Source organism: Aeribacillus sp. FSL k6-2211, assembly GCF_037966125.1.
Classification (GTDB): domain Bacteria; phylum Bacillota; class Bacilli; order Bacillales; family Aeribacillaceae; genus Aeribacillus; species Aeribacillus composti.
This window is the reverse complement of sequence record NZ_CP150190.1, coordinates 274,067-292,353: the sequence shown is the minus strand read 5'-3', so window position 1 is coordinate 292,353 and position 18,287 is coordinate 274,067. Positions and strand designations below refer to the sequence as shown.

Below are 18,287 nucleotides of genomic sequence, written 5' to 3'. Positions count from 1 at the left end.
GGATCTTAAAGCATGCCGGATAGTGCGTCTGCTAAGTTTAAATGCCTGTATTGATTATAATATACGTTAGTTTTTATGTTGATGGCACATCATTTTGCTTTCATTCGTACCGCCTATGCCGAGTTTCTTTTTCAACGCTCGGATTTTTTCCTCAGGCTCTCGGTCGGGATTTCTGTTTTTTCCCTTTTCAGCATTATGTTGCCTGCATTGAATTTAAATTTTTGTTTGATTTGTTTGATGTTATAAGATATTATAAATCTGTAAAAAAGCGGAAGGATGATGGTTTGGATATGACTAACTAATTCTATCTTTAAGTTGCATTTTTAAGGAAGCGAATATATTTTCTGGATAGGATTAGTATGTGTTTGAAAATGCTAAATACAAATCACCGCAGTATGCCTGTAGAATAAACCTGCTGTCCAGAAAACAGAATAGCAGGTTTTCTATGTGCTTGAAATAGACCGGAAGAAAGCGTAGGTACTCACTATGTCAATGTCTCAGTGGAGAAAAATGATTATTTTAATGATTAACATGTTTATAACTATTGGAAGCTTCGGCATTATTATCCCCATATTGCCTGCTTATTTGGAGTCCATTGGTCAAGGCGGTACGGCAGCTGGTTTAATGGTCGCAATATTTGCAGGAGCCCAGCTTGTGTTTTCTCCAATTGCAGGGAAATGGACAGATCAGTATGGCCGGAAAAAAATGATTGTTTTAGGATTAATCGGTTTAACTGTTTCTATGTTTATCTTTTACGCATTTGATTCCATTTGGTGGCTGTACGCTTCGCGTGTAGTCGGAGGGATAGGCTCCGCGCTTCTGGTACCCGCTATTTTTGCTTATATTGCCGATATTACGACAATTGAGCAGCGGGCTAAAGGCAACAGTTTCATATCAGCAGCCATGTCGCTTGGGATTGTAATAGGACCAGGGGTTGGCGGTTTCTTTGCTGATTTTGGGTTGAAAATGCCTTTTCTTGTTGCAACGATCGTCTCTTTAGCTGCTGTTATTTTTTCATTAACAGTTTTAAAAGAAAGTGTTGAACAACAACATACCCCGGAACAAAAAACGCAAATCAATGATGAGCCGATGTTAAAAAAATTGGTTTCGTCCGCTCATAAGCCGTATTTTATGCTGTTGATTATTACTCTTGTTATGAGCTTTGGTTTAATGGCTTATGAATCTGTCATCGGGTTATATATGGATGATCAGTTTGGGGCAACACCGCAAGAAATTGCTTGGATGGTTACATTAACTGGACTGATAAGTGTGATTGTGCAGTTGTTTGTGGTCGATAAGCTTGTCGGCCGCTTTGGGGAAGGAGCCGTTTTAAATTTCTTTTTAGGCGTAGTTGCAATTGGATTTTTCCTTTCATTGTTTGCCGACAGCTATTCTCTGTTTTTTGTCATCACCCTCTTGATTTTTCTTGCAACATCCATCTTGCGTCCTGTTTTGAACACTCTTATTTCAAAGATGGCTGGAAATGAACAAGGCTTTGCCATGGGGTTAAACAACGCCTATATGAGTATAGGAAATATATTGGGGCCGATGTTGGCGGGAATATTATATGATATTCAAATTTTGTATCCTTTCATTTTAGGATGTATTTTATTAGTGTTTACACTTTTTATTACTGTCTTTTGGCAAAACAAGTCATTGAAAAATACGAAACTGGCCAAATCCAAGTCGTCTAGTTAACGCTAAGAACTGTTGTTATTTCTCACCTTTTTTAGACCGAAGTGACAAGATGAATAGGCTTGTAAAAATCTATTCTCGTTGGGAAAATTGATTCCAACCTGTAACTTTTTTAAACAGTGCGGGAATGGATCATTTGCTGGCGCCGAAGTTCAATTGAAGCCGTCGTACAAGGAAAATAAAGCGCGATCGCTTGGGCGTTTACGGATTTTTGGACAGCCTCTTTAATCAAAGGCTGTCCTTTTTGTGCGCCCGGCATGGGTGTAATCTATAGGGTGAAAGTCCCGAGCTGCGAAGGCAGAAGTAGCAGTTAGCTTAACGCAAGGGTGTCCGTGGTGACGCGGAATCTGAAGGAAGCGAGCGGCAAACTTCCGGTCTGAGGAACACGAACTTCATATGAGGCTAGGTATCACTGGGTGAGTTTGCAAGACAAAACAAAGCCCTTTCTGCCGAAGGTGATACAGAGTAAATGAAGCAGATGGATGGAAGGAAAGATTACACTCTTACCCGGGGAGGTCTGGCGGATATGTGAAGTACGCTTCATAACCTACTTAGTGATAAGTAGCTGAACCGTCAGAAGTCAGCAGAGGTCATAGTATTAGTTGGTCTAGAACAACTAAGAAGGACCGAACAATTAAGAGAGAATAGCCCTTGGCATTCAGTGAGTCATGATGAACACAGAAAACGTAGTACCTCACTTGAGGGAGGAAGCGGTGAATCCCGTGGGAGATCTCTTGGAGGGTGGAGTGACCACTGGCATAAAGAGAACAGCTATTCACGGAAGTTATAAAGACTTGCGTCAATTATCTTAATTGAACCGCCGTATACGGAACCGTACGTACGGTGGTGTGAGAGGACGGGAGTTAATCGCTCCCTCCTACTCGATTTGTATTTTGGCATGCCATTCGCATGAAACGTATTCGACCAGCTTGAAATAATTGGTATTAGAAATTAGTTAGATAGCTTAAACTGTTGAACGAACCCGTTGAGCTCTTCTGACAGATTTGCCAACTTCATGGAATTTACTGAAATATCCTCCATCGAGCTGTTCGTCTGTTCGGATGCGGCAGATGTTTGTTCAATTCCTGCTGCAGACTGTTCAGCTAAAGAAATCCGCACAACATTTTTGCTTTTAAGCTTATTCTCATTTGCTTTCACCTCTGTTTTGATCTTTATTTTTGCATATGCCCATAAAGCAGGGGAGAAAATGAACTAAATGAAATGATAAAGATGAATAATTTTTATTCATATTAGATTATAACCAAATATGTTAATTATTGTAAATTTTAGCAGTACCTTTCCTTCTTCTAGACTAAAAAGAATTTGTCATATTTGGATGAAGAAATCATATACATTTAGTGAATTTTTTCACCTTGTTTTAAAAGAAAAATAAAAAGGTGCGGGGGGATATTGTGGATCATTATGTACAGGTGGAAAAAAGAATAGATGTGAGACGAGACCAATTTGCGCTTTCTGAAGGTTATATCCATTCTTCTTTAGAAACTTCGCCATGGGTCCCGTTTGTAGAAAACGTCTGGATACGCCATTTGTCTTTTGATATTCGCAGCAATACTTCCGTCAATGTTCTTCGGGTTGGATCTGGCGGCACGCTTGGCAGGCATCGCCACCGCGGTCCTGTCACTGGTTATGTAGTTAAAGGAAGCTGGTATTACAAAGAATACGACTGGATCGCAAAACCGGGAGATTTTATTCGCGAAAGTCCGGGCAGGACACATACACTCGTTTCCGACGAAGGGATGGAAACTGTGTTTCATTTAAACGGACCGCTTGAATTTCTCGATGATCAAGACCGTATCATTGAAACGGTAGATGTATTTTGGTTTATCGATCATTACTTAACTTATTGCGAGAAAAATAATTTGCCCATTAATAAAGATTTGTTTTTATGATCCTTTGAAACTGATGCAAAAAATGATAGCGTTTACAAATATAAAAAACCGTTCTAGTTCGGAACGGTTTTTTTCATGTATATCTAAGAATTTCTATTTCATGAGTCAGTGCGTTTGACATAGTACCTTGTGGTTTCATATAATTTGAAACTAAATGATGTAAAAAGGAGCAAGACTATGGAAAAAAATCATCAAAATCCATTACAAGACATTCATCAATCAATTGTATTAGAAGCCTCAATTGAAAAAGTTTGGGAGGCGGCGGCTACGTCAGAGGGGATTGCGTCATGGTTCATGCCAAATCAAATGATTTTCAGCCAAAGCTGGGACATGAATTCCATCTGCAATCTCCTTTCGGGCCGTCTCCATGTAAAGTGGTAGAACTTGAACCGCCTTACCGCCTCTCTTTCACATGGGATACAGAAGGCTGGGTTGTTTCATTTATTTTGAAGGATTTAGGGGATAAAACTGAATTTACTCTTATTCACAGCGGATGGAAGCATCCTGACGATGTGCTGCCTAAAGTAAATGAAAAAAGCTCTGTTGTTCGTGAACGGATGAATCATGGCTGGATGAACATTTTAAAAAAATTGCAAAAGGTTGTGGAATAACAAAAAATTCATTTACGTTTTCAGATCCAGCTCGAGGAAATAACTTGGAGGAAAAGAAAACAGCAAAAAAATTAGGGAGATGATGATCTCCCCAATGCAATCGCCATATCGTCCGAAGAATAGAGGAAAAGGCGGATGCACTTTTTTGAACACTGAAAAAAAGATTTTTTATTAAATCTTTTCGAATACTTCCAATTTTAGCGGATGTGCTAAAGCTTCAGTCATTAAATAGGAAAGTGTTGATTCCGCGCCCCGATTTTGATTAGGGCCATCGGAGTTCAGACCGTCGCAGCAGCTGCCATCGCTAGGATCGACTAAAGGAATGTGATGGTCATTCCCACCATAAAACCAGTCTCGGCAGCGCAGTACAACTTGTAAGTAAGCAGAATCATCCAAAATATGATAAGCTTCGTTTGCAGCTAAAGCTAGTTTCATAACATCGATGGGCTGCTGATCCCAGTCGGCGCGATTGTGGCGGCTGCACCAACCCCGGTTGCCGATTGGACGAATGGAGGAGCTGTTGAATCCGCCCATCTTTTCGATGAGAAAATCAAGACTCTCTTTGGCAATTCGCAATGTTTCATTGCGACGGTTGTATCGATAGGATAAAAATAATCCCCAAGGCAAAATTCCATTGGCATATGTCATTTGTTTTTCGAACCAATGCCAATCTTCCGTTCGGTGCTCTTTGTATGCTGTTAATAAACTATGTTCGCATGTCTCTGCCAATTGTTTAAGTTCATCTTCTGCTATTCCAAGAGAGGAAATGCTGTTTTTCTTTTCCATGAGCAGTTTGCTGCAGCTGGCCAGCACCCATGCTTGGCTGCGGGCAAAACGAAGCTTGCGGCATGCAGAAAGGGCATTGCGCAAAATTTCTGCTGCCACATAGCGGCGGGCATTGTCATTAAGTTTTAAATAGGCCATTGTCACTGCCCAAACTGATCGACCAAGACAATCTTCAGAACGAGTTTCCGATTCAGGTGTTCGGTCATAATAAAAGTTATTATGAAACCATCCATCATCCCTTTGGGCCCAAAGCAAAAAGGCTAAATACCGATCAAGCATTCCGTAGAGTCTCTTCAATTCAGACGGTTCATCTTGAAGAAGCTCTATCCATTCAATACATAGCCAAAGGGCGCGCGCATTGTCGTCTGTTGAATATCCTTCTTTACGGCGCGGAATCCGGCCGAGGCAATGCTCGATCAACCCTGTATCGTCAGTTAAACGTTCCAAATGATCAAAATTAATATTTGGTTGGTGCAACGTGTTTCACCACGCTTTCGTTCGGCTCTTTCACACCCTTCTCATCCAAGTCCATTTCGCCGATTTTGGCAAACAGCTTCAAATATTGCATCCCGACAGTTGGCCAATGGGTTGCCTTTCCAATCTGCCGAATTCGATTTTCCCATTGGTGCAATGCATTGTCATCCATTAATAGCTCTTTTAATCGCTGTTCCCATGCTTTGATGTCGCCATACGGAAGAAGCAGTTCTTCACAGCCTTTTAATAAATCTTGCGCATGCTCGTATGGCGTGGAGAGGATCGGACGCCCTATTCCAACGGCATAAGCCAGCGTTCCGCTTGTGATTTGCTGCAAGCCCGGATAAGGAGTTACATATAGGTCACACGCTGTTAAGTAGGAGACGAGCTCCTCTTCATTAAAGTAACGGTCAATCATTCGGACATTCTCTTCTAATCCGAGCTGACGAATCATGTTTTGCAGCTCTTCACGGTATGATTCTCCTTCCCGCTTTTTCACTTCAGGATGCGTTTGTCCCGCGATAATATATAAAGTTTCCGGTACTTCACGGACAACTTCTGGGAGGGCTGAAATTAGAGACTCGATTCCTTTGCCGCGATTCAGTAATCCAAATGTAAGCAATACTTTTCTGCCTTCAAATCCCAGCTGGCGGCGAAGCTGAACCCGCTCGTTATCTCGAGGTTTAGGCGATCCATGTGGAATGTAGATAATTTTATTTTCGGGCAAATTATACGCTCGGACTAAATAAGAGACAGCCTTGCGATTCATGACGACTATAGCGTCGCTTAAATCGGCAATTTCCTGCTGGACTTGCCGATATGGCGGCTTAGGATCAGAGAAAATCGTGTGAAACGTCGTGACGAGCGGTTTATTTAATGCGCGTACAAAGTCGACTATGTACTCTCCCGCTTCACCGCCGAAAATACCGAATTCATGCTGCAAAACTACAACAGAAATATCGCTTCGATTGACCCTTTTGGCCATCTTCACATAAGCTGAACGATCTTGCATTGGCAAAGGCCAAAATCTCGGATTATTTTCATATACATTTCTGTCATCATTTTCATTATAAAGTACAATGATTGGGTCACGATTACCGCGTTTGCCAGCAGCGCTTACGTTTGTAAATACATGTTCAGTGAAGGTAGCAATACCGCAGCGGCGCGGAGGATATGTGCTGACATATGCAATTCGACTCATGCTTGCATCACCCTCTCATATTGGTTCAAGATCAAGTTGTCGTACACTTTACTTTCATTTAAGAATGTCTTGTAAGCCATAATACTGTTGTTGACACGAATATTATCGCTTATGCTTGATTGATCCCAAAGAATAGAGTTTGAAAAATGCACTTTGGAGCCAATGTGGCAATGATCTCCAATCACTGCAAACGGACCAATTACTGACTGATCGCCTACCTCGACATTATCCCCGATTAAAACAGGAGGGATAAAGCGGACGCCAGATCCGATTTTGGTGTCTTTTCCTAACCAAACGCCCGGTTGAACTTGATTTCCGCGAGTAGGCAACGGGTTCCGATTTTCAAGAACGTCCCAATGAATTTTCCGGTAACGTTCTGGTGTTCCCATATCAAACCAGTAACCGCTGCTTATTTTTCCGTATACACTTTTGCTTTTTTGAATAAGGGTGGGAAATGTTTCACGTTCGATAGAAACTTCACGTCCTGCTGGAATGTAGCGCATTACTTCTGGTTCAAGAATGTACAAACCAGCATTGATCAAATTTGATGGTGCTTCTTCACGACGAGGCTTTTCAACAAAACGCAAAATCCGGCTGGAATCGTCCAGTTGAACGACACCGTAAGAAGAAGGGTCATCTACTTCCGTCAGTGCAATTGTGGCGATCCCGCCGCTTTGTTCATGAAATTCAAGAAGAGGAATCAAGTTTGGCAAGTGAACAATGTCGGCATTTACAACAAGAAATCTTTCCTTCAAAAATCTTTCAGCATTTTTGATAGCTCCTGCTGTTCCCATTTGATGTGTTTCATCAGAGTACTCAATGTCTACACCGAAACGTTTGCCGTCTCCGAAGTAATTTTTTATGACATCTGAACAGTGATGTGAGGCTATTACGAATTGGTTGATTCCTTGATCGCGAAGATAAGTGATGAGGTGTTCGAGCCATGGCCGGTTAGCAATGGGTGCCATCGGTTTCGGCAAATTTTCAGTTAATGGGCGTAAACGTGTTCCTAAACCACCAGCTAACAGTAATGTTTTCATTTGTCATCCCTCCATTAGTCTATGATTATGAAGTTCACAACAGATGGATGAATGAAAAATGAAAGTGGCGTATATTGTTAGCACTCAAACCTACTGGTTGCTAATAAATATTATAACAAAATTTCTTATATAAGTAAAATGTATGAATTTCAACTCAGTCGGGGGTTTTCCTATACTTAATGAAAAAAGGGGCAAATATAACACCTTTTGTTCAAAGTCTCCACTCCGATTGATAGAAGCTTAAAAAATGTTTGAAAAACCTCTAAAGAAGAGTGCTGTTTGTTTTAATGTCTAATTATTCAGAAAATCTATCAAAAGCCTTATGAAATGGTATAATTTCCTTGAAATTTATGAAGAAAGCAGGTGATATGATTGAACTATTGTCAACAATGCGGACACCAATTAGAAGAAAATCAAACATTTTGTACGAATTGCGGCGCGAAAGTCGTAGAATCACAAAATGTAATGACGGCAGGGGAGGGATCAAGATCAAGAAGACCGGTGCTGGCAACGAAAAAATCTAAGATTTTTGCAAGTATTGGAGTTCTATTAATTTTAGTAATTGCAAGTTCATTTTTTATCAGTAGCATTGCATTAAGTTAATTTTAATTTGTCAAGCCCAATTTTATGTTAAATTTCATCTTTTTGGATATAAAAAAACTCCTTATAATTAGGATTGGCAGTCCTATCCAAATCCTAAGAATAAGGAGAAACCATTATGGATAAGAATACCACAGAATCCACAATAAATGAACTATTTAAAGAGATCGATCCAATAACTTTTTCAAAACTAATTAATGTGATTGACGTTGACAAATACATTAAAAAATTAACGGCGTATAAGTTTTTACAACTTTGTATCATCGCTCAGTTAAACGAATTGGAAAGCTTAACAAAATTGGCCAAACATTTGAAAGACAAGGAAGAGTTGCAGACATATCTGGAATTTGATGCAATTAGTACTTCGCAACTTTCTCGCAAATTAGGCCAATTATCCCCTCAACTGTTTGAAAAAGTATTTAAATATCTGGTCTTAAAGATCCAAGGGCAAATGAAAAATGCCCCGATCATCCGAAACATTGGTCGTCTTCTGGTCATTGATTCTACCACGATGAGCATGAGTTTGAGCCAATATCCATGGGCAACTTTTCGTAAGACAAAGGCTGGTGTTCGACTCCATTTAAAGGTTGTTGTAACGAAGGATATCACTGTTCCGGATCAAGGGATTATCTTACCCGCGAAACATGCCGATCGCACACAGATGGACGAACTCATTGAAATCGATCCAAATGCGATTTACTTGTTTGATCGAGGGTATGTCGATTACAAACAGTTCGACCGCTTATGCCGAGAAGGGGTGCGATTCATTACCCGGCTTAAAAAGAACGCAGAGATTGAAGTTTTATCGGAACGGATTCCCAATCCAGAACGTTTGATTTATAGGGATCAGATTGTCATTTTAGGAAATGACCGTAATCATACCAAAATGACTCATCCTCTCCGATTGATCGAAACGGTCGACAGCGAAGGGAATCCCGTGATCATCATAACCAATTGCTTTGATCTTTCTGCGGAAGAGATTGCAGATTTATACCGATATCGCTGGAAGATAGAGACCTTCTTTAAATGGATGAAACAGCACCTTAAGATAAAAAGATTTTATGGAAAAAGTCAAAATGCCGTTTACAATCAAATTTGGATCGCCCTAATCACCTATTGCTTACAGGCCATGCTCCAATTAAAAGTGAATCACGATGGTCCTTTATTAGAGATCAAGCGAACTTTACAGAATCTGCTTTTTAAAGGTTTTGACTGTTTTGTTCGCTCCCTTTTTAAAAAGCCAATTCGAACGTCCAACGGTCGGAAAAAATACCATTGGGAAAAAGATTTTGAAACCATCGTGTACCAATTTGAAGAAGGGGAGGTGGAACACCTAGACGATTTAGTTTATGATCCAATGTTTCTGTAATATATTACCAAATTGTGGAAATGGACTGCCGATTAAGACGTCATTGTCCTTTTAAGCTTGCTTAGAAAGATTGTATGTCTGAATATTCAGTTACATGAAATAACTGGAATTTTTATTGAGCTTGACAAACATTAAATTTTTTTATGCAACGCTACTGACTTTTATCCAAAAAATCTAATTTTGCAAAATGCTCAATTGTGTTAACTGAGCAGAACAAGAATTATAAGTTAAACCTTTTCCTGCCTCTTTGTAAGTATTATCCCATTTTGCTAAAAAATGATTAAATACAAATCGACAGCACCCAAAGGTTTTATTAATTAATATTTCTTGTTCTTTGTTCGGATAGAGCCGAAACTTATATGCTTTATTTACAATCATTGATTTTTCACCTCCTTTAATATATACTAAAAGTATATACTTAATTAAAATATATGTCAATAGTATATACCGAGGAGGATTGTAAAATGGAACGTATACCAAAATTAATTAAATTTCCTGTCGATTTAGTAACAAGAATCGAAGAGTACAAAAAAAAGAACAATATTAAAAATTTTTCAGTTGCAGTTTACGAATTAATTCGTAAAGGTTTAGAAAAATAATGGAATACATTTCTGAAAATCACAGTAAGCATTTACTTTTGTGCCATTTGATATTTGTTTGTAAGTATCGAAAAAAGTTATTATTAAAAGTTGGTGATGATATTAAAACCGAAATCGAATCTATATCTAATCGTTATGGTTGGCAAATTATCGAGCAAGAAATAGACCAAGACCATATTCATATTTTGATTCGTTATTCTCCGAAATGGAGCATTCTTGAAATCGTTAGATTATTGAAGCAACTTACAACCTATCGAATATGGCAAAAGCATAACGAATATCTTTCTCAACATTTTTGGAAAGAAAGAACCTTTTGGAGTGATGGATATTTTTCTTGTAGTATTGGAAATGTAAGCAAAGAGATTATCCAAAAATATATTCAAGAACAAGGTCATTAGAGCTTACATCCCCTAGGCTAAAGCCATAGGGGTTTTACGCCATTTCCTATAAAGCTTTAATCATATTACGCGTTCCAATGACCCATGCAGCAAGACGATTGATGCTGGCATCAAAGAAATCAAGTCCGATTAAAACCTTATGCAGCGCATCATTGCGCACGATTTCAAGCGCTATTTCACGCAATTCATCATCCAAAATCACGACATGGTCGCTGTCCCACCGAACCGGTCTCGATACGTGTAAAGCAAGCCTGTCGCTATAAAGCAAAATCGATGAAATTTTATTTGAGACTGTTTCAGTAGGATGAAAATGACCTGTATCTAATAAATATATTTTATTATTTTGTAAGGCGTACCCTAGATAAAATTCATGCGAGCCGACAACAAAAGACTCAGATCCTATTCCAAACAATTTGCTTTCGACTGCATCCAAATTATATTTCTCATTGATCTCTACACTAAAAATTTTATCCAATGATTCTTTTAATCGCTTCCTTGGAGTCAATCGGTCGCTTGGAATGTCCTTATAGCCGTCCGGAATCCATATATTTGTTAAGCATGGTGTTCCAAGCTCCTTGCCAAAGTACTCACCGATTTTTCGGCTCCTAATACAGTGGTTGATCCAAAATTCTCTAATTCCCGGATCAGGATGAGACAACGTCAGTCCATCTGCTGCTTTTTCATGCGAAAATAAGGTAGGATTAAAATCCAGCCCTATACCAATTTTTTTCGCCCAATTAACCCAGTTTTCAAAATGTTTCGGTTCTAACTGATCTCTTTCCACTTTTTCACCATTTGTTTCTGCATAAATGGCGTGTAGGTTGACACGATGTTTTCCTGGAATTAATGACAGCGCTTTCTCTAAATCCTGCCTTAATTCTTCAGCATTTCTTGCCTTCCCCGGATAATTTCCTGTTACATCAATCCCCCCTGAAAGCTCGCTTGCATCTGCTTCAAATCCTTTTACGTCATCACCTTGCCAGCAATGGATAGAGATTGACGCTTGCTGCAAGTTTTCTAATACTTCTTCAATATTTATTCCCCATTTTTCATAGACTTGCCTTGCTAGCTCAAAAGATTCTTTTATAACCATAAATTATCCATCTCCTTTAGTAAACTAGTACTTTTTTCTAATACATTATGAATGTACCTTATGCTGTTTTTATGAACTGTTATGAAAATTTAGAAATTTTAAAGTAAACGGTTTCAATTTTCTTCACTAACTGTCGAACATTCCTTCACCTTTGGACAAATTAAATTCTTTAGCTTGATAAATGCCAGCGTCGGCGCCAAGGAAAGGGGGAAGAGTTCATGACATTTTTTATTTTCGCTTTTTGCATAAATATAAAAATATTCCAAACATACTAGTTGGTTTTTACTGTAATTTCAATTATATAACACTTTTGTTTGTTATTGAATATATTTTTTTATTTTTGTTCTTTATGTTATTTCCTACCTCTGTCCTAATCAAAGAGGTGAACGCAACTTTAGCATCAATGTTTGAATTTTTGACAGATGCTCAGCTTATTTCGAACTTCTTTACAAAGTCTTATTTCCCGCTTTAATTGATAGAATTTTCATTATATAATGAAAATAACATTTTTTCAGGAGGGTACATAATGGAAGGATTCCGTTTTTCACACCGCCTGCGGGTGCGCTACTCAGAAATTGACGGACAAAAAATTGTCTTTAACGCCCATTACTTGACATATATTGACGTTGCGGTTATTGACTATTTTGAGGAAGTGTTTGGGCGGGATCTCGAGGAGCTTGCCCAAGAAAATATATTTGATATTGCAATGGTCAAATCAACGCTGGAATATAAAAAGCCAGCCCGTTTTAAAGATACGCTTGAGATCTGGTGCCGAACATCACGAATTGGCGGCTCTAGCCTGACAATGGAGTTTATCATCACAAAAGCGGGAGAAAAAGACCCGCTGGTTCAGGCTGAAGTGATCTATGTCAATTATGATGCCGCCGCTGGAAAATCGAGAGCGATTCCTGATTTCGTCCGTCAGCGAATTAAAGAATACGAACCGGCAGTCAGCCTATAAACGAAATACAAACGTTTAGACCTATAGCTGACTCCTTGCGCCCTTCAGACAGGGGGTCAGTTTTATAAAACTTTATCTGGACTTTTTGGAGCATTTAATAAAATCACCCCGCCAATGATCAATACTAGACCAACTAATGTAATAATATTAAATGGGTCCCGCCATACTAGAACACCAATTAACGCTGTAAAAGCTGTCCCCAGCCCCGACCAAATCGCGTAGGCCAAGCTTAGCGGAACTGTCTTAAGACATAACGACAAACAATAAAAAGATAATCCATAACCAACTATAACACCAATGGAAGGGAAAAAACTTGTAAATCCATCTGACAATTTAAGCATTGTCGTACCAAATACTTCGCTGATAATAGAAATTCCTAATGCGATATAACCTTTCATACAATTGCCTCCTCTCTCATCGTTAATGAGAACTGCTGAGTTTCAAAACAACCACTCCACAAATGATTAGAACTAAGCCTAAACATTTTTTAAGATCAATACTTTCTTTATAAAAGATAACACCGACTAATGCAGTTAAAGCCGTACCGACGCCTGACCATATCGCATAAGCCGTACCAAGCGGTATTGCTTTTAGAGATAAAGATAAGAGATAAAAAGCTGCGCCATACCCCATTACGACTCCGATGGAAGGAAACAACTTTTTAAATCCGTTTGATACTTTCAGCATTGAACTTGCAAATACTTCACTTATGATGGCTACCGCCAAAATTACATATTCCTTCATGTGAATCCTCCTAAAACTTAACGGTCCTTCGCACTTTTGTCCTTTTTGATATAACAATTTGATAGTCTTCGAAAAATACGTTTTGACTGACCTGATAAAATCCAAACCATCGCTTACTCACAGTCATGCACGCAGACTCTCGTCTTTTCACCAGCAACCAGTACAAAATACTAGGAAAAATCATGTCCGCAACATTACGTGGAGAAGAGTTAGAAAAAGGAATTCCGGAAAGGTCCAAGGAGATTTTTACAATGGATCTAACGTCTAATCAATAAATGGATCCCCTTGAAAATGGCCACCCACACTATAAATGGTAAGTTCATCGTTTGATGAACTTGAACTTCGTAATCATACATTTCTAAAAGATTTTTTAAATATCAAAGAAATTTTTTTCGCTGTCAGAATGACCTCTTTTCCATTCGTTATCGTTTTAAATGCAAGAGTAGAGTTTATATGAAAGCTGTTCTGGCTATAAACCATTCGAAGCTCTTTAAAAATAGATTTTTTCTTATGAAGTGACAAATTTTTAATTCGTACAATTTCTTTTCCGTCTGGTTGAAGCACAACAAAGGCGTTTTGTATGAAATGTTCTTTTGTAGATATTGCCTTATTTTCTTCTTTTCCAGAAAAAAACGAATACTTTCCAATTGGAACCTCCATTTAGGATGAAGCAACACTTCTTCATCAGTCTGTATTTCACGGATACGAGTTTTCGTTAAATCCATAAATGAATCTTTAAAAATAAACGAATAAGTCATTTTTTCTCTCCATCTTTGTCAAATCCTTTATACTGCTTCCCATTAATTGAAAAAGAATTTCCTTCTACGCATATTTTATCACAGGTTTTCATCATTCTTTCTTCCTCTTATCTATCCACCTTCTCCCCCCTCACCCTTCGACTCCCATACAGCTACAAGGCTTCGAGAGAATAGTAGATATCATCAATTTTCCACAAAAGAAGAAGCCGAACATGCGTCTGGTGATCAAGTTCGACTTCTTGGACACTTTTTTAAACATGAAAATAAAGATCCGCACTGCCGTGCATATCGAGCTATCGCTTCCCGTTAGCGGTACTCGAAAGCATTCGCTGGCTTTCCAGCATCCTGCACTTCTCCGATATATCGCCAGGCATCTGGCTGTGAGCCATCAAGATCATAAAAACTATACACTTGCGCGAGCTGACCGCTTGACACAGATTGACCGTTCCAGCGAGCAACCTTCGGATCACCGGCTAAAGCGGCCGACAAAATGCGGCGTTTCCGATATGATGAAATGGGGTTTCTTCACAAGGGCATCACGCCAGTTTTCTTCTATCACACCATAGTGATCAAGCATAATGTCAGAACGCATCCAACCCGGAGTCATGCTACGGCGGTGCATTGATATGGTAAATGCTTATGGGCTAAAGACTTTGCCATACGAACGACAGACATCTTGGCTAGATCGTAGAACAGTGATAAACGGTTGTTTTTCTCGTTGTATTCTGCCGTGCCATCCGTTATCTCAACGACCAGCCCGTTCTTATTTCGGATTAACAGGGGGAATGCAAAGTGGCGCGTCAAATACTCTATCTGCAGAGGCATCAAAAGAACGTTTCATCGTTAAGGTTATTGTAGATGTACTAACCATTCTCATCACCCTTTACAAAATAATGAATTTGTTGCAAATACTTTATTTTTTTCTCCTTTTTGCTTTATTCAGCTCATGTTCAAGAACGTCAAACTGTCTGTTCCAAAAATGTTCATAAAATCGAAGCCATCTGTAGCAGTAGAAAACGATTTGGAGGTAAGACGACAAATATGCGTTCGTCCTTGCACAGTCCTTTCAAGCAGGGCTGACCGTTCTAATGTTTTGATATGCTTAGCAAAGCTGCTAAAGACATATCAAAAAGGTTCCGCCAATTCCCATACTGTTCGGTCATGAGGGGCAAGTAGACGAACTATTTCTCTTCGCGTCAGATCAGTTAGGCTTGAAAGATGTTGTCTAGTAAGTATAGAACTTGAATTTATTCAACTATTAGTTTCACTATTTCTGTACAGTAATTACTTTTAAGTTCAGATGCATGATAGTAATTCTGTTTTATATCCTGCCCGTTAAAACCGGATATTTTTCTGTACAATCATGGGGCTGTCCAGAAAGTCAGATCCCCATTGAAAACAAAAAATCATAAACACCGATATATCAACGTTTCTAAAACATTCATGGGGGCGTCAATAAGCCGTAAAAACGAATTATTAGACACCCCCATCACCTATTTTGTTAAATTTCTCCTTTTTAGCAGGTGAAACGCTTATAAGAAATGAATTCATTATATGAGAAAAAATGGCGGATAGCATATAAGGAGAGATATAATGAAATTTTTTACAAAAGAATGGTATGACAAAATGCAGAAGGCGCACCTGCTTACAATTCCCGAGTCTGATGAAGAATGGATGGATTTTATCAAAAGCTTTGAAGAAGACGGCGAGGATGTTTACGACTATTTGCGGCAAGATCTTGAATCTATTAAAGACGAATTATTGCAAACATTGCCGGAAACATTTCATCCCTATATTCTGGACGGCACCATTAATCAGCCGACACTGCCAAAGGAAGTGCGGGACGAACTCATCATTTGGTTGAAGGCTAAAATTGAGGAATGCGAAAAAGTGTTAGATGAAGCGAATAATCATTTTGAACATATTCGCGAAAATCTGCCGGAAGAGCTGATCAGCATTTTGGAAGATGGATTACATGACGCAGAATTACAATATATCCATCGCGATCACGATGCACTCAGATTAACGTTAAATGGGGAAGGCAGTTTCAGCAAGGGGGATGCCATCGTTATTGAGATTACTGGAATCAAGGAGGAACAATCCGAAATACCTTTAACACCAGGTATGTTTTGGCTTTATGAAGAAGGGGATCTTAATAACAAAAGCTTCATCTTAAGTGTTTTATTTGACAATCCGATGACGGAATGGAAGGTAGCTGCAAAACAATTTTCCATTACCCATTTTTATAAAACACAAATTTTTCACCACGATCAGGAATTTGAGAAGGAAAATCATAGCCGCCATAAAGCAAAAAAAGAGAGACATAGTCTTCCTTACAAACTGCCGGATCAGTATGCGTCTTTCGTGACTGCTTTACACGAAGGAGAAGCGGAGAAAATGTATTTTTTAACGGAAAAGGAAGCTATAGAAATCGACCGCTTTTTATCTCTTGAGGAATTGAAATTAGAAGGCAGCGTCATCCCGATTGCAGTTTGTACCAATGGAAATATTGTCCTTCACCTTGAAACTCAGAAAATATTTTATCTTGGTGCAAATACAGAGGAGCTAGCTGAAAACTTTGAAAAATTTTTAGAAGGACTTTATTCAAAACAGTTCGTGGATGAAATGCCCCTATTATCAGAGCCGTTACCGACGGAAGAATTGGAAAGCGCACTGTTCAGTGAAGACTTAGAGCTGATCATACGTGCATGGAACACCATTGTTCAAGAACCAGAAAAACATATACCATTAATAGAAAAAACTCTCCCATATTCTTTACAGCATGAAAATGAAGAGATACAACAAATCGGTGAAGTGTATATGGACCATATTCTTTCCTTCAACATTTTGTCTGAGCAATTCATCAATAAACTGAGAAAAAGCACTTAGGAACGATGCTAAAAAGGCAAGGCTCTTTCTAAATGATCCTGCTCCATACCCCATCGAATGAATTTGTACAACAAACTTATGGTTCCGGGGCTCATGACCTTTTCACCGCTTCTACTAATCGAGTAGGAGGGGGTGACTAACCCCCGACCTCTCACACCACCGTACGTACCGTTACTTCTGCCTTCACGGCTCGGGGCTTTCACCCTAGAGATTATTACACTCTGACGGGCGTACAAAAATAGCAGCACAGACTTGGCCGTAGTCTGTGCTGCTAATCTTAATATGTTTTATTTAAAACGGATTTGGGATGTGCTAAAAGTACGTTTTATTTGTTGATCAGTTACTATTTATTTTAAGTAGCAAGTGTCAAGTAATCTACTAATAGACAGCGTCCCGGATTATTTCAAACTGCGGTTCAAGAAAGCTTTCGTTCGTTCAAACTTCGGGTTTGTAAAAATCTCAGTCGGAAGACCGGATTCGATGATTTCCCCGTTGTCCATGAAAATGACTCGGTTTGCAACCTCCTTGGCGAACCCCATCTCATGTGTCACCACAATCATCGTCATGTGCTCTTCAGCCAGCTGCTTCATTACTTGCAGTACTTCGCCGGTTAACTCCGGGTCCAAGGCGGAAGTAGGTTCATCAAACAGCAGGATTTCAGGGTTCATCATAAGCGCACGAGCAATGGCGACTCTTTGTTTTTGACCGCCCGAAAGTTTTGCAGGATAAGCTGATGCCCGATCGGAGAGCCCGATTTTCTTCAGAAGTTCTGTGCTGCGTCGTTCAATTTCCGCATTTAACTCCTTCTTTACTAGCTTAGGAGCAAGTTCCAAATTTTCTTTAACCGTGAGGTGAGGAAAGAGATTGAAATGTTGGAAAACCATTCCCATCTTAGAGGTGATCCGCTTAATCTCCTGCGGTTTTGAGTAAATCCCGTCCTTCACCAAATAATCCCCGGATATACAAATGCTGCCTCCGTCTATTTCCTCAAGATGGACCAGGCTACGGAGCATTGTACTTTTACCAGAACCAGATGGTCCGATCACAGCAATTACGTCGTTCTTGTTAACATCAAATGTTATCTGTTTTAATACATCCAACTTGCCATATGATTTTTTGAGGTTGGATACTTCAATGAGAACCACACTCACTACTCCTT

At 39.3% G+C, this 18,287-nt stretch carries 15 protein-coding genes and 4 pseudogenes; 9 read left to right on the top strand and 10 right to left on the bottom strand.

The genetic code is table 11. The annotated features are described in order from the left end of the window. Nucleotides 1-486 precede the first annotated feature (486 nt). Entirely contained in the window at nucleotides 487-1,698 is a 1,212-nt protein-coding gene (locus NSU19_RS01505; RefSeq protein ID WP_066250471.1) for an MFS transporter, read from the top strand. 948 nt (nucleotides 1,699-2,646) lie between these two features. Here the strand turns inward: NSU19_RS01505 and NSU19_RS01500 are convergent. Next, the gene (locus tag NSU19_RS01500; RefSeq protein WP_339198389.1) at nucleotides 2,647-2,853 is read right to left on the bottom strand and encodes a hypothetical protein; all 207 of its coding nucleotides are present in this window, start codon (nucleotides 2,851-2,853) and stop codon (nucleotides 2,647-2,649) included. 254 nt (nucleotides 2,854-3,107) lie between these two features. On the opposite strand from NSU19_RS01500, the gene NSU19_RS01495 reads away from it, so the two are divergent. Continuing rightward, nucleotides 3,108-3,605, top strand: a complete 498-nt coding sequence (locus NSU19_RS01495; RefSeq protein ID WP_339198386.1) for a 2,4'-dihydroxyacetophenone dioxygenase family protein — start codon at nucleotides 3,108-3,110, stop codon at nucleotides 3,603-3,605. A gap of 177 nt (nucleotides 3,606-3,782) precedes the next feature. Beyond that, nucleotides 3,783-4,216: pseudogene (locus tag NSU19_RS01490) on the top strand (SRPBCC domain-containing protein). A gap of 171 nt (nucleotides 4,217-4,387) precedes the next feature. Here NSU19_RS01490 and NSU19_RS01485 read toward each other — a convergent pair. Genes NSU19_RS01485 through NSU19_RS01475 form a run of 3 tightly spaced genes read right to left on the bottom strand, consistent with a single transcriptional unit; the run spans nucleotide 4,388 to nucleotide 7,717 of the window. Beyond that, nucleotides 4,388-5,479 carry a glycosyl transferase gene (locus NSU19_RS01485; protein WP_094244956.1) on the bottom strand — a complete coding sequence of 364 codons (1,092 nt, stop codon included), beginning with the start codon at nucleotides 5,477-5,479 and terminating at the stop codon, nucleotides 4,388-4,390. Then, nucleotides 5,460-6,677: a glycosyltransferase family 4 protein gene (locus NSU19_RS01480; protein WP_063386530.1), complete on the bottom strand. Its 1,218-nt coding sequence runs from the start codon at nucleotides 6,675-6,677 to the stop codon at nucleotides 5,460-5,462. Before NSU19_RS01480 ends, NSU19_RS01485 begins: the two co-directional genes overlap by 20 nt. Then, nucleotides 6,674-7,717, bottom strand: a complete 1,044-nt coding sequence (locus tag NSU19_RS01475; protein WP_339198381.1) for an NDP-sugar synthase — start codon at nucleotides 7,715-7,717, stop codon at nucleotides 6,674-6,676. The genes NSU19_RS01480 and NSU19_RS01475 overlap by 4 nt, the downstream gene beginning before the upstream one ends. Before the next feature lie 372 nt (nucleotides 7,718-8,089). Between NSU19_RS01475 and NSU19_RS01470 the strand changes: the two genes are divergently transcribed. After that, the gene (locus NSU19_RS01470) at nucleotides 8,090-8,320 is read left to right on the top strand and encodes a zinc-ribbon domain-containing protein (protein ID WP_339198378.1); all 231 of its coding nucleotides are present in this window, start codon (nucleotides 8,090-8,092) and stop codon (nucleotides 8,318-8,320) included. Between the two features lie 115 nt (nucleotides 8,321-8,435). Beyond that, on the top strand, nucleotides 8,436-9,686 hold the full coding sequence (locus tag NSU19_RS01465) for an IS4 family transposase (RefSeq protein ID WP_339192832.1): 1,251 nt from the start codon (nucleotides 8,436-8,438) through the stop codon (nucleotides 9,684-9,686). Between the two features lie 177 nt (nucleotides 9,687-9,863). Here the strand turns inward: NSU19_RS01465 and NSU19_RS01460 are convergent. Next, nucleotides 9,864-10,064 (bottom strand): annotated as a pseudogene (locus NSU19_RS01460) (helix-turn-helix domain-containing protein); the annotation flags it as partial. An 86-nt stretch (nucleotides 10,065-10,150) separates the two neighbouring features. Here NSU19_RS01460 and NSU19_RS01455 point away from each other — a divergent pair. Beyond that, nucleotides 10,151-10,285 (top strand): hypothetical protein, encoded by a 135-nt coding sequence (locus tag NSU19_RS01455; RefSeq protein WP_264467635.1) that lies wholly within the window; start codon nucleotides 10,151-10,153, stop codon nucleotides 10,283-10,285. Further along, nucleotides 10,285-10,683, top strand: coding sequence for an IS200/IS605 family transposase (gene tnpA / locus NSU19_RS01450; RefSeq protein WP_339193942.1), 399 nt, complete (start codon nucleotides 10,285-10,287; stop codon nucleotides 10,681-10,683). The genes NSU19_RS01455 and tnpA overlap by 1 nt, the downstream gene beginning before the upstream one ends. Before the next feature lie 49 nt (nucleotides 10,684-10,732). Here tnpA and rhaA read toward each other — a convergent pair. Continuing rightward, a pseudogene (gene rhaA, locus NSU19_RS01445) lies at nucleotides 10,733-11,776 on the bottom strand (L-rhamnose isomerase); the annotation flags it as partial. Between the two features lie 526 nt (nucleotides 11,777-12,302). Here rhaA and NSU19_RS01440 point away from each other — a divergent pair. Beyond that, nucleotides 12,303-12,737, top strand: a complete 435-nt coding sequence (locus NSU19_RS01440) for a thioesterase family protein (protein WP_311066768.1) — start codon at nucleotides 12,303-12,305, stop codon at nucleotides 12,735-12,737. A 62-nt stretch (nucleotides 12,738-12,799) separates the two neighbouring features. Here NSU19_RS01440 and NSU19_RS01435 read toward each other — a convergent pair whose 3' ends face one another. The 3 genes and pseudogenes from NSU19_RS01435 to NSU19_RS01425 all read right to left on the bottom strand — a co-directional run. Next, on the bottom strand, nucleotides 12,800-13,135 hold the full coding sequence (locus NSU19_RS01435; RefSeq protein WP_066250425.1) for a multidrug efflux SMR transporter: 336 nt from the start codon (nucleotides 13,133-13,135) through the stop codon (nucleotides 12,800-12,802). 22 nt (nucleotides 13,136-13,157) lie between these two features. Then, a complete protein-coding gene (locus NSU19_RS01430) occupies nucleotides 13,158-13,481 on the bottom strand; it encodes a multidrug efflux SMR transporter (RefSeq protein ID WP_066250422.1) in 324 nt (107 codons plus the stop codon). A 1,064-nt stretch (nucleotides 13,482-14,545) separates the two neighbouring features. Then, a pseudogene (locus NSU19_RS01425) lies at nucleotides 14,546-15,043 on the bottom strand (short-chain dehydrogenase); the annotation flags it as partial. A 789-nt stretch (nucleotides 15,044-15,832) separates the two neighbouring features. On the opposite strand from NSU19_RS01425, the gene NSU19_RS01420 reads away from it, so the two are divergent. After that, nucleotides 15,833-17,128 carry a DUF4085 family protein gene (locus NSU19_RS01420; protein WP_339198375.1) on the top strand — a complete coding sequence of 432 codons (1,296 nt, stop codon included), beginning with the start codon at nucleotides 15,833-15,835 and terminating at the stop codon, nucleotides 17,126-17,128. Nucleotides 17,129-17,526: 398 nt separating this feature from the next. Here NSU19_RS01420 and NSU19_RS01415 read toward each other — a convergent pair whose 3' ends face one another. Then, nucleotides 17,527-18,273, bottom strand: coding sequence for an amino acid ABC transporter ATP-binding protein (locus NSU19_RS01415; RefSeq protein WP_063386500.1), 747 nt, complete (start codon nucleotides 18,271-18,273; stop codon nucleotides 17,527-17,529). Between the last annotated feature and the right edge of the window lie 14 nt (nucleotides 18,274-18,287).

What these genes read in the sequence shown, in the direction of transcription:
- NSU19_RS01420 (WP_339198375.1), top strand. Translation starts at nt 15,833, where the DNA reads ATGAAATTTTTTACAAAAGAATGGTATGACAAAATGCAGAAGGCGCAC.
- NSU19_RS01435 (WP_066250425.1), bottom strand. Translation starts at nt 13,135, where the DNA reads ATGAAAGGTTATATCGCATTAGGAATTTCTATTATCAGCGAAGTATTT.
- tnpA (WP_339193942.1), top strand. Translation starts at nt 10,285, where the DNA reads ATGGAATACATTTCTGAAAATCACAGTAAGCATTTACTTTTGTGCCAT.
- NSU19_RS01455 (WP_264467635.1), top strand. Translation starts at nt 10,151, where the DNA reads ATGGAACGTATACCAAAATTAATTAAATTTCCTGTCGATTTAGTAACA.
- NSU19_RS01480 (WP_063386530.1), bottom strand. Translation starts at nt 6,677, where the DNA reads ATGAGTCGAATTGCATATGTCAGCACATATCCTCCGCGCCGCTGCGGT.
- NSU19_RS01440 (WP_311066768.1), top strand. Translation starts at nt 12,303, where the DNA reads ATGGAAGGATTCCGTTTTTCACACCGCCTGCGGGTGCGCTACTCAGAA.
- NSU19_RS01430 (WP_066250422.1), bottom strand. Translation starts at nt 13,481, where the DNA reads ATGAAGGAATATGTAATTTTGGCGGTAGCCATCATAAGTGAAGTATTT.
- NSU19_RS01505 (WP_066250471.1), top strand. Translation starts at nt 487, where the DNA reads ATGTCAATGTCTCAGTGGAGAAAAATGATTATTTTAATGATTAACATG.
- NSU19_RS01465 (WP_339192832.1), top strand. Translation starts at nt 8,436, where the DNA reads ATGGATAAGAATACCACAGAATCCACAATAAATGAACTATTTAAAGAG.
- NSU19_RS01475 (WP_339198381.1), bottom strand. Translation starts at nt 7,717, where the DNA reads ATGAAAACATTACTGTTAGCTGGTGGTTTAGGAACACGTTTACGCCCA.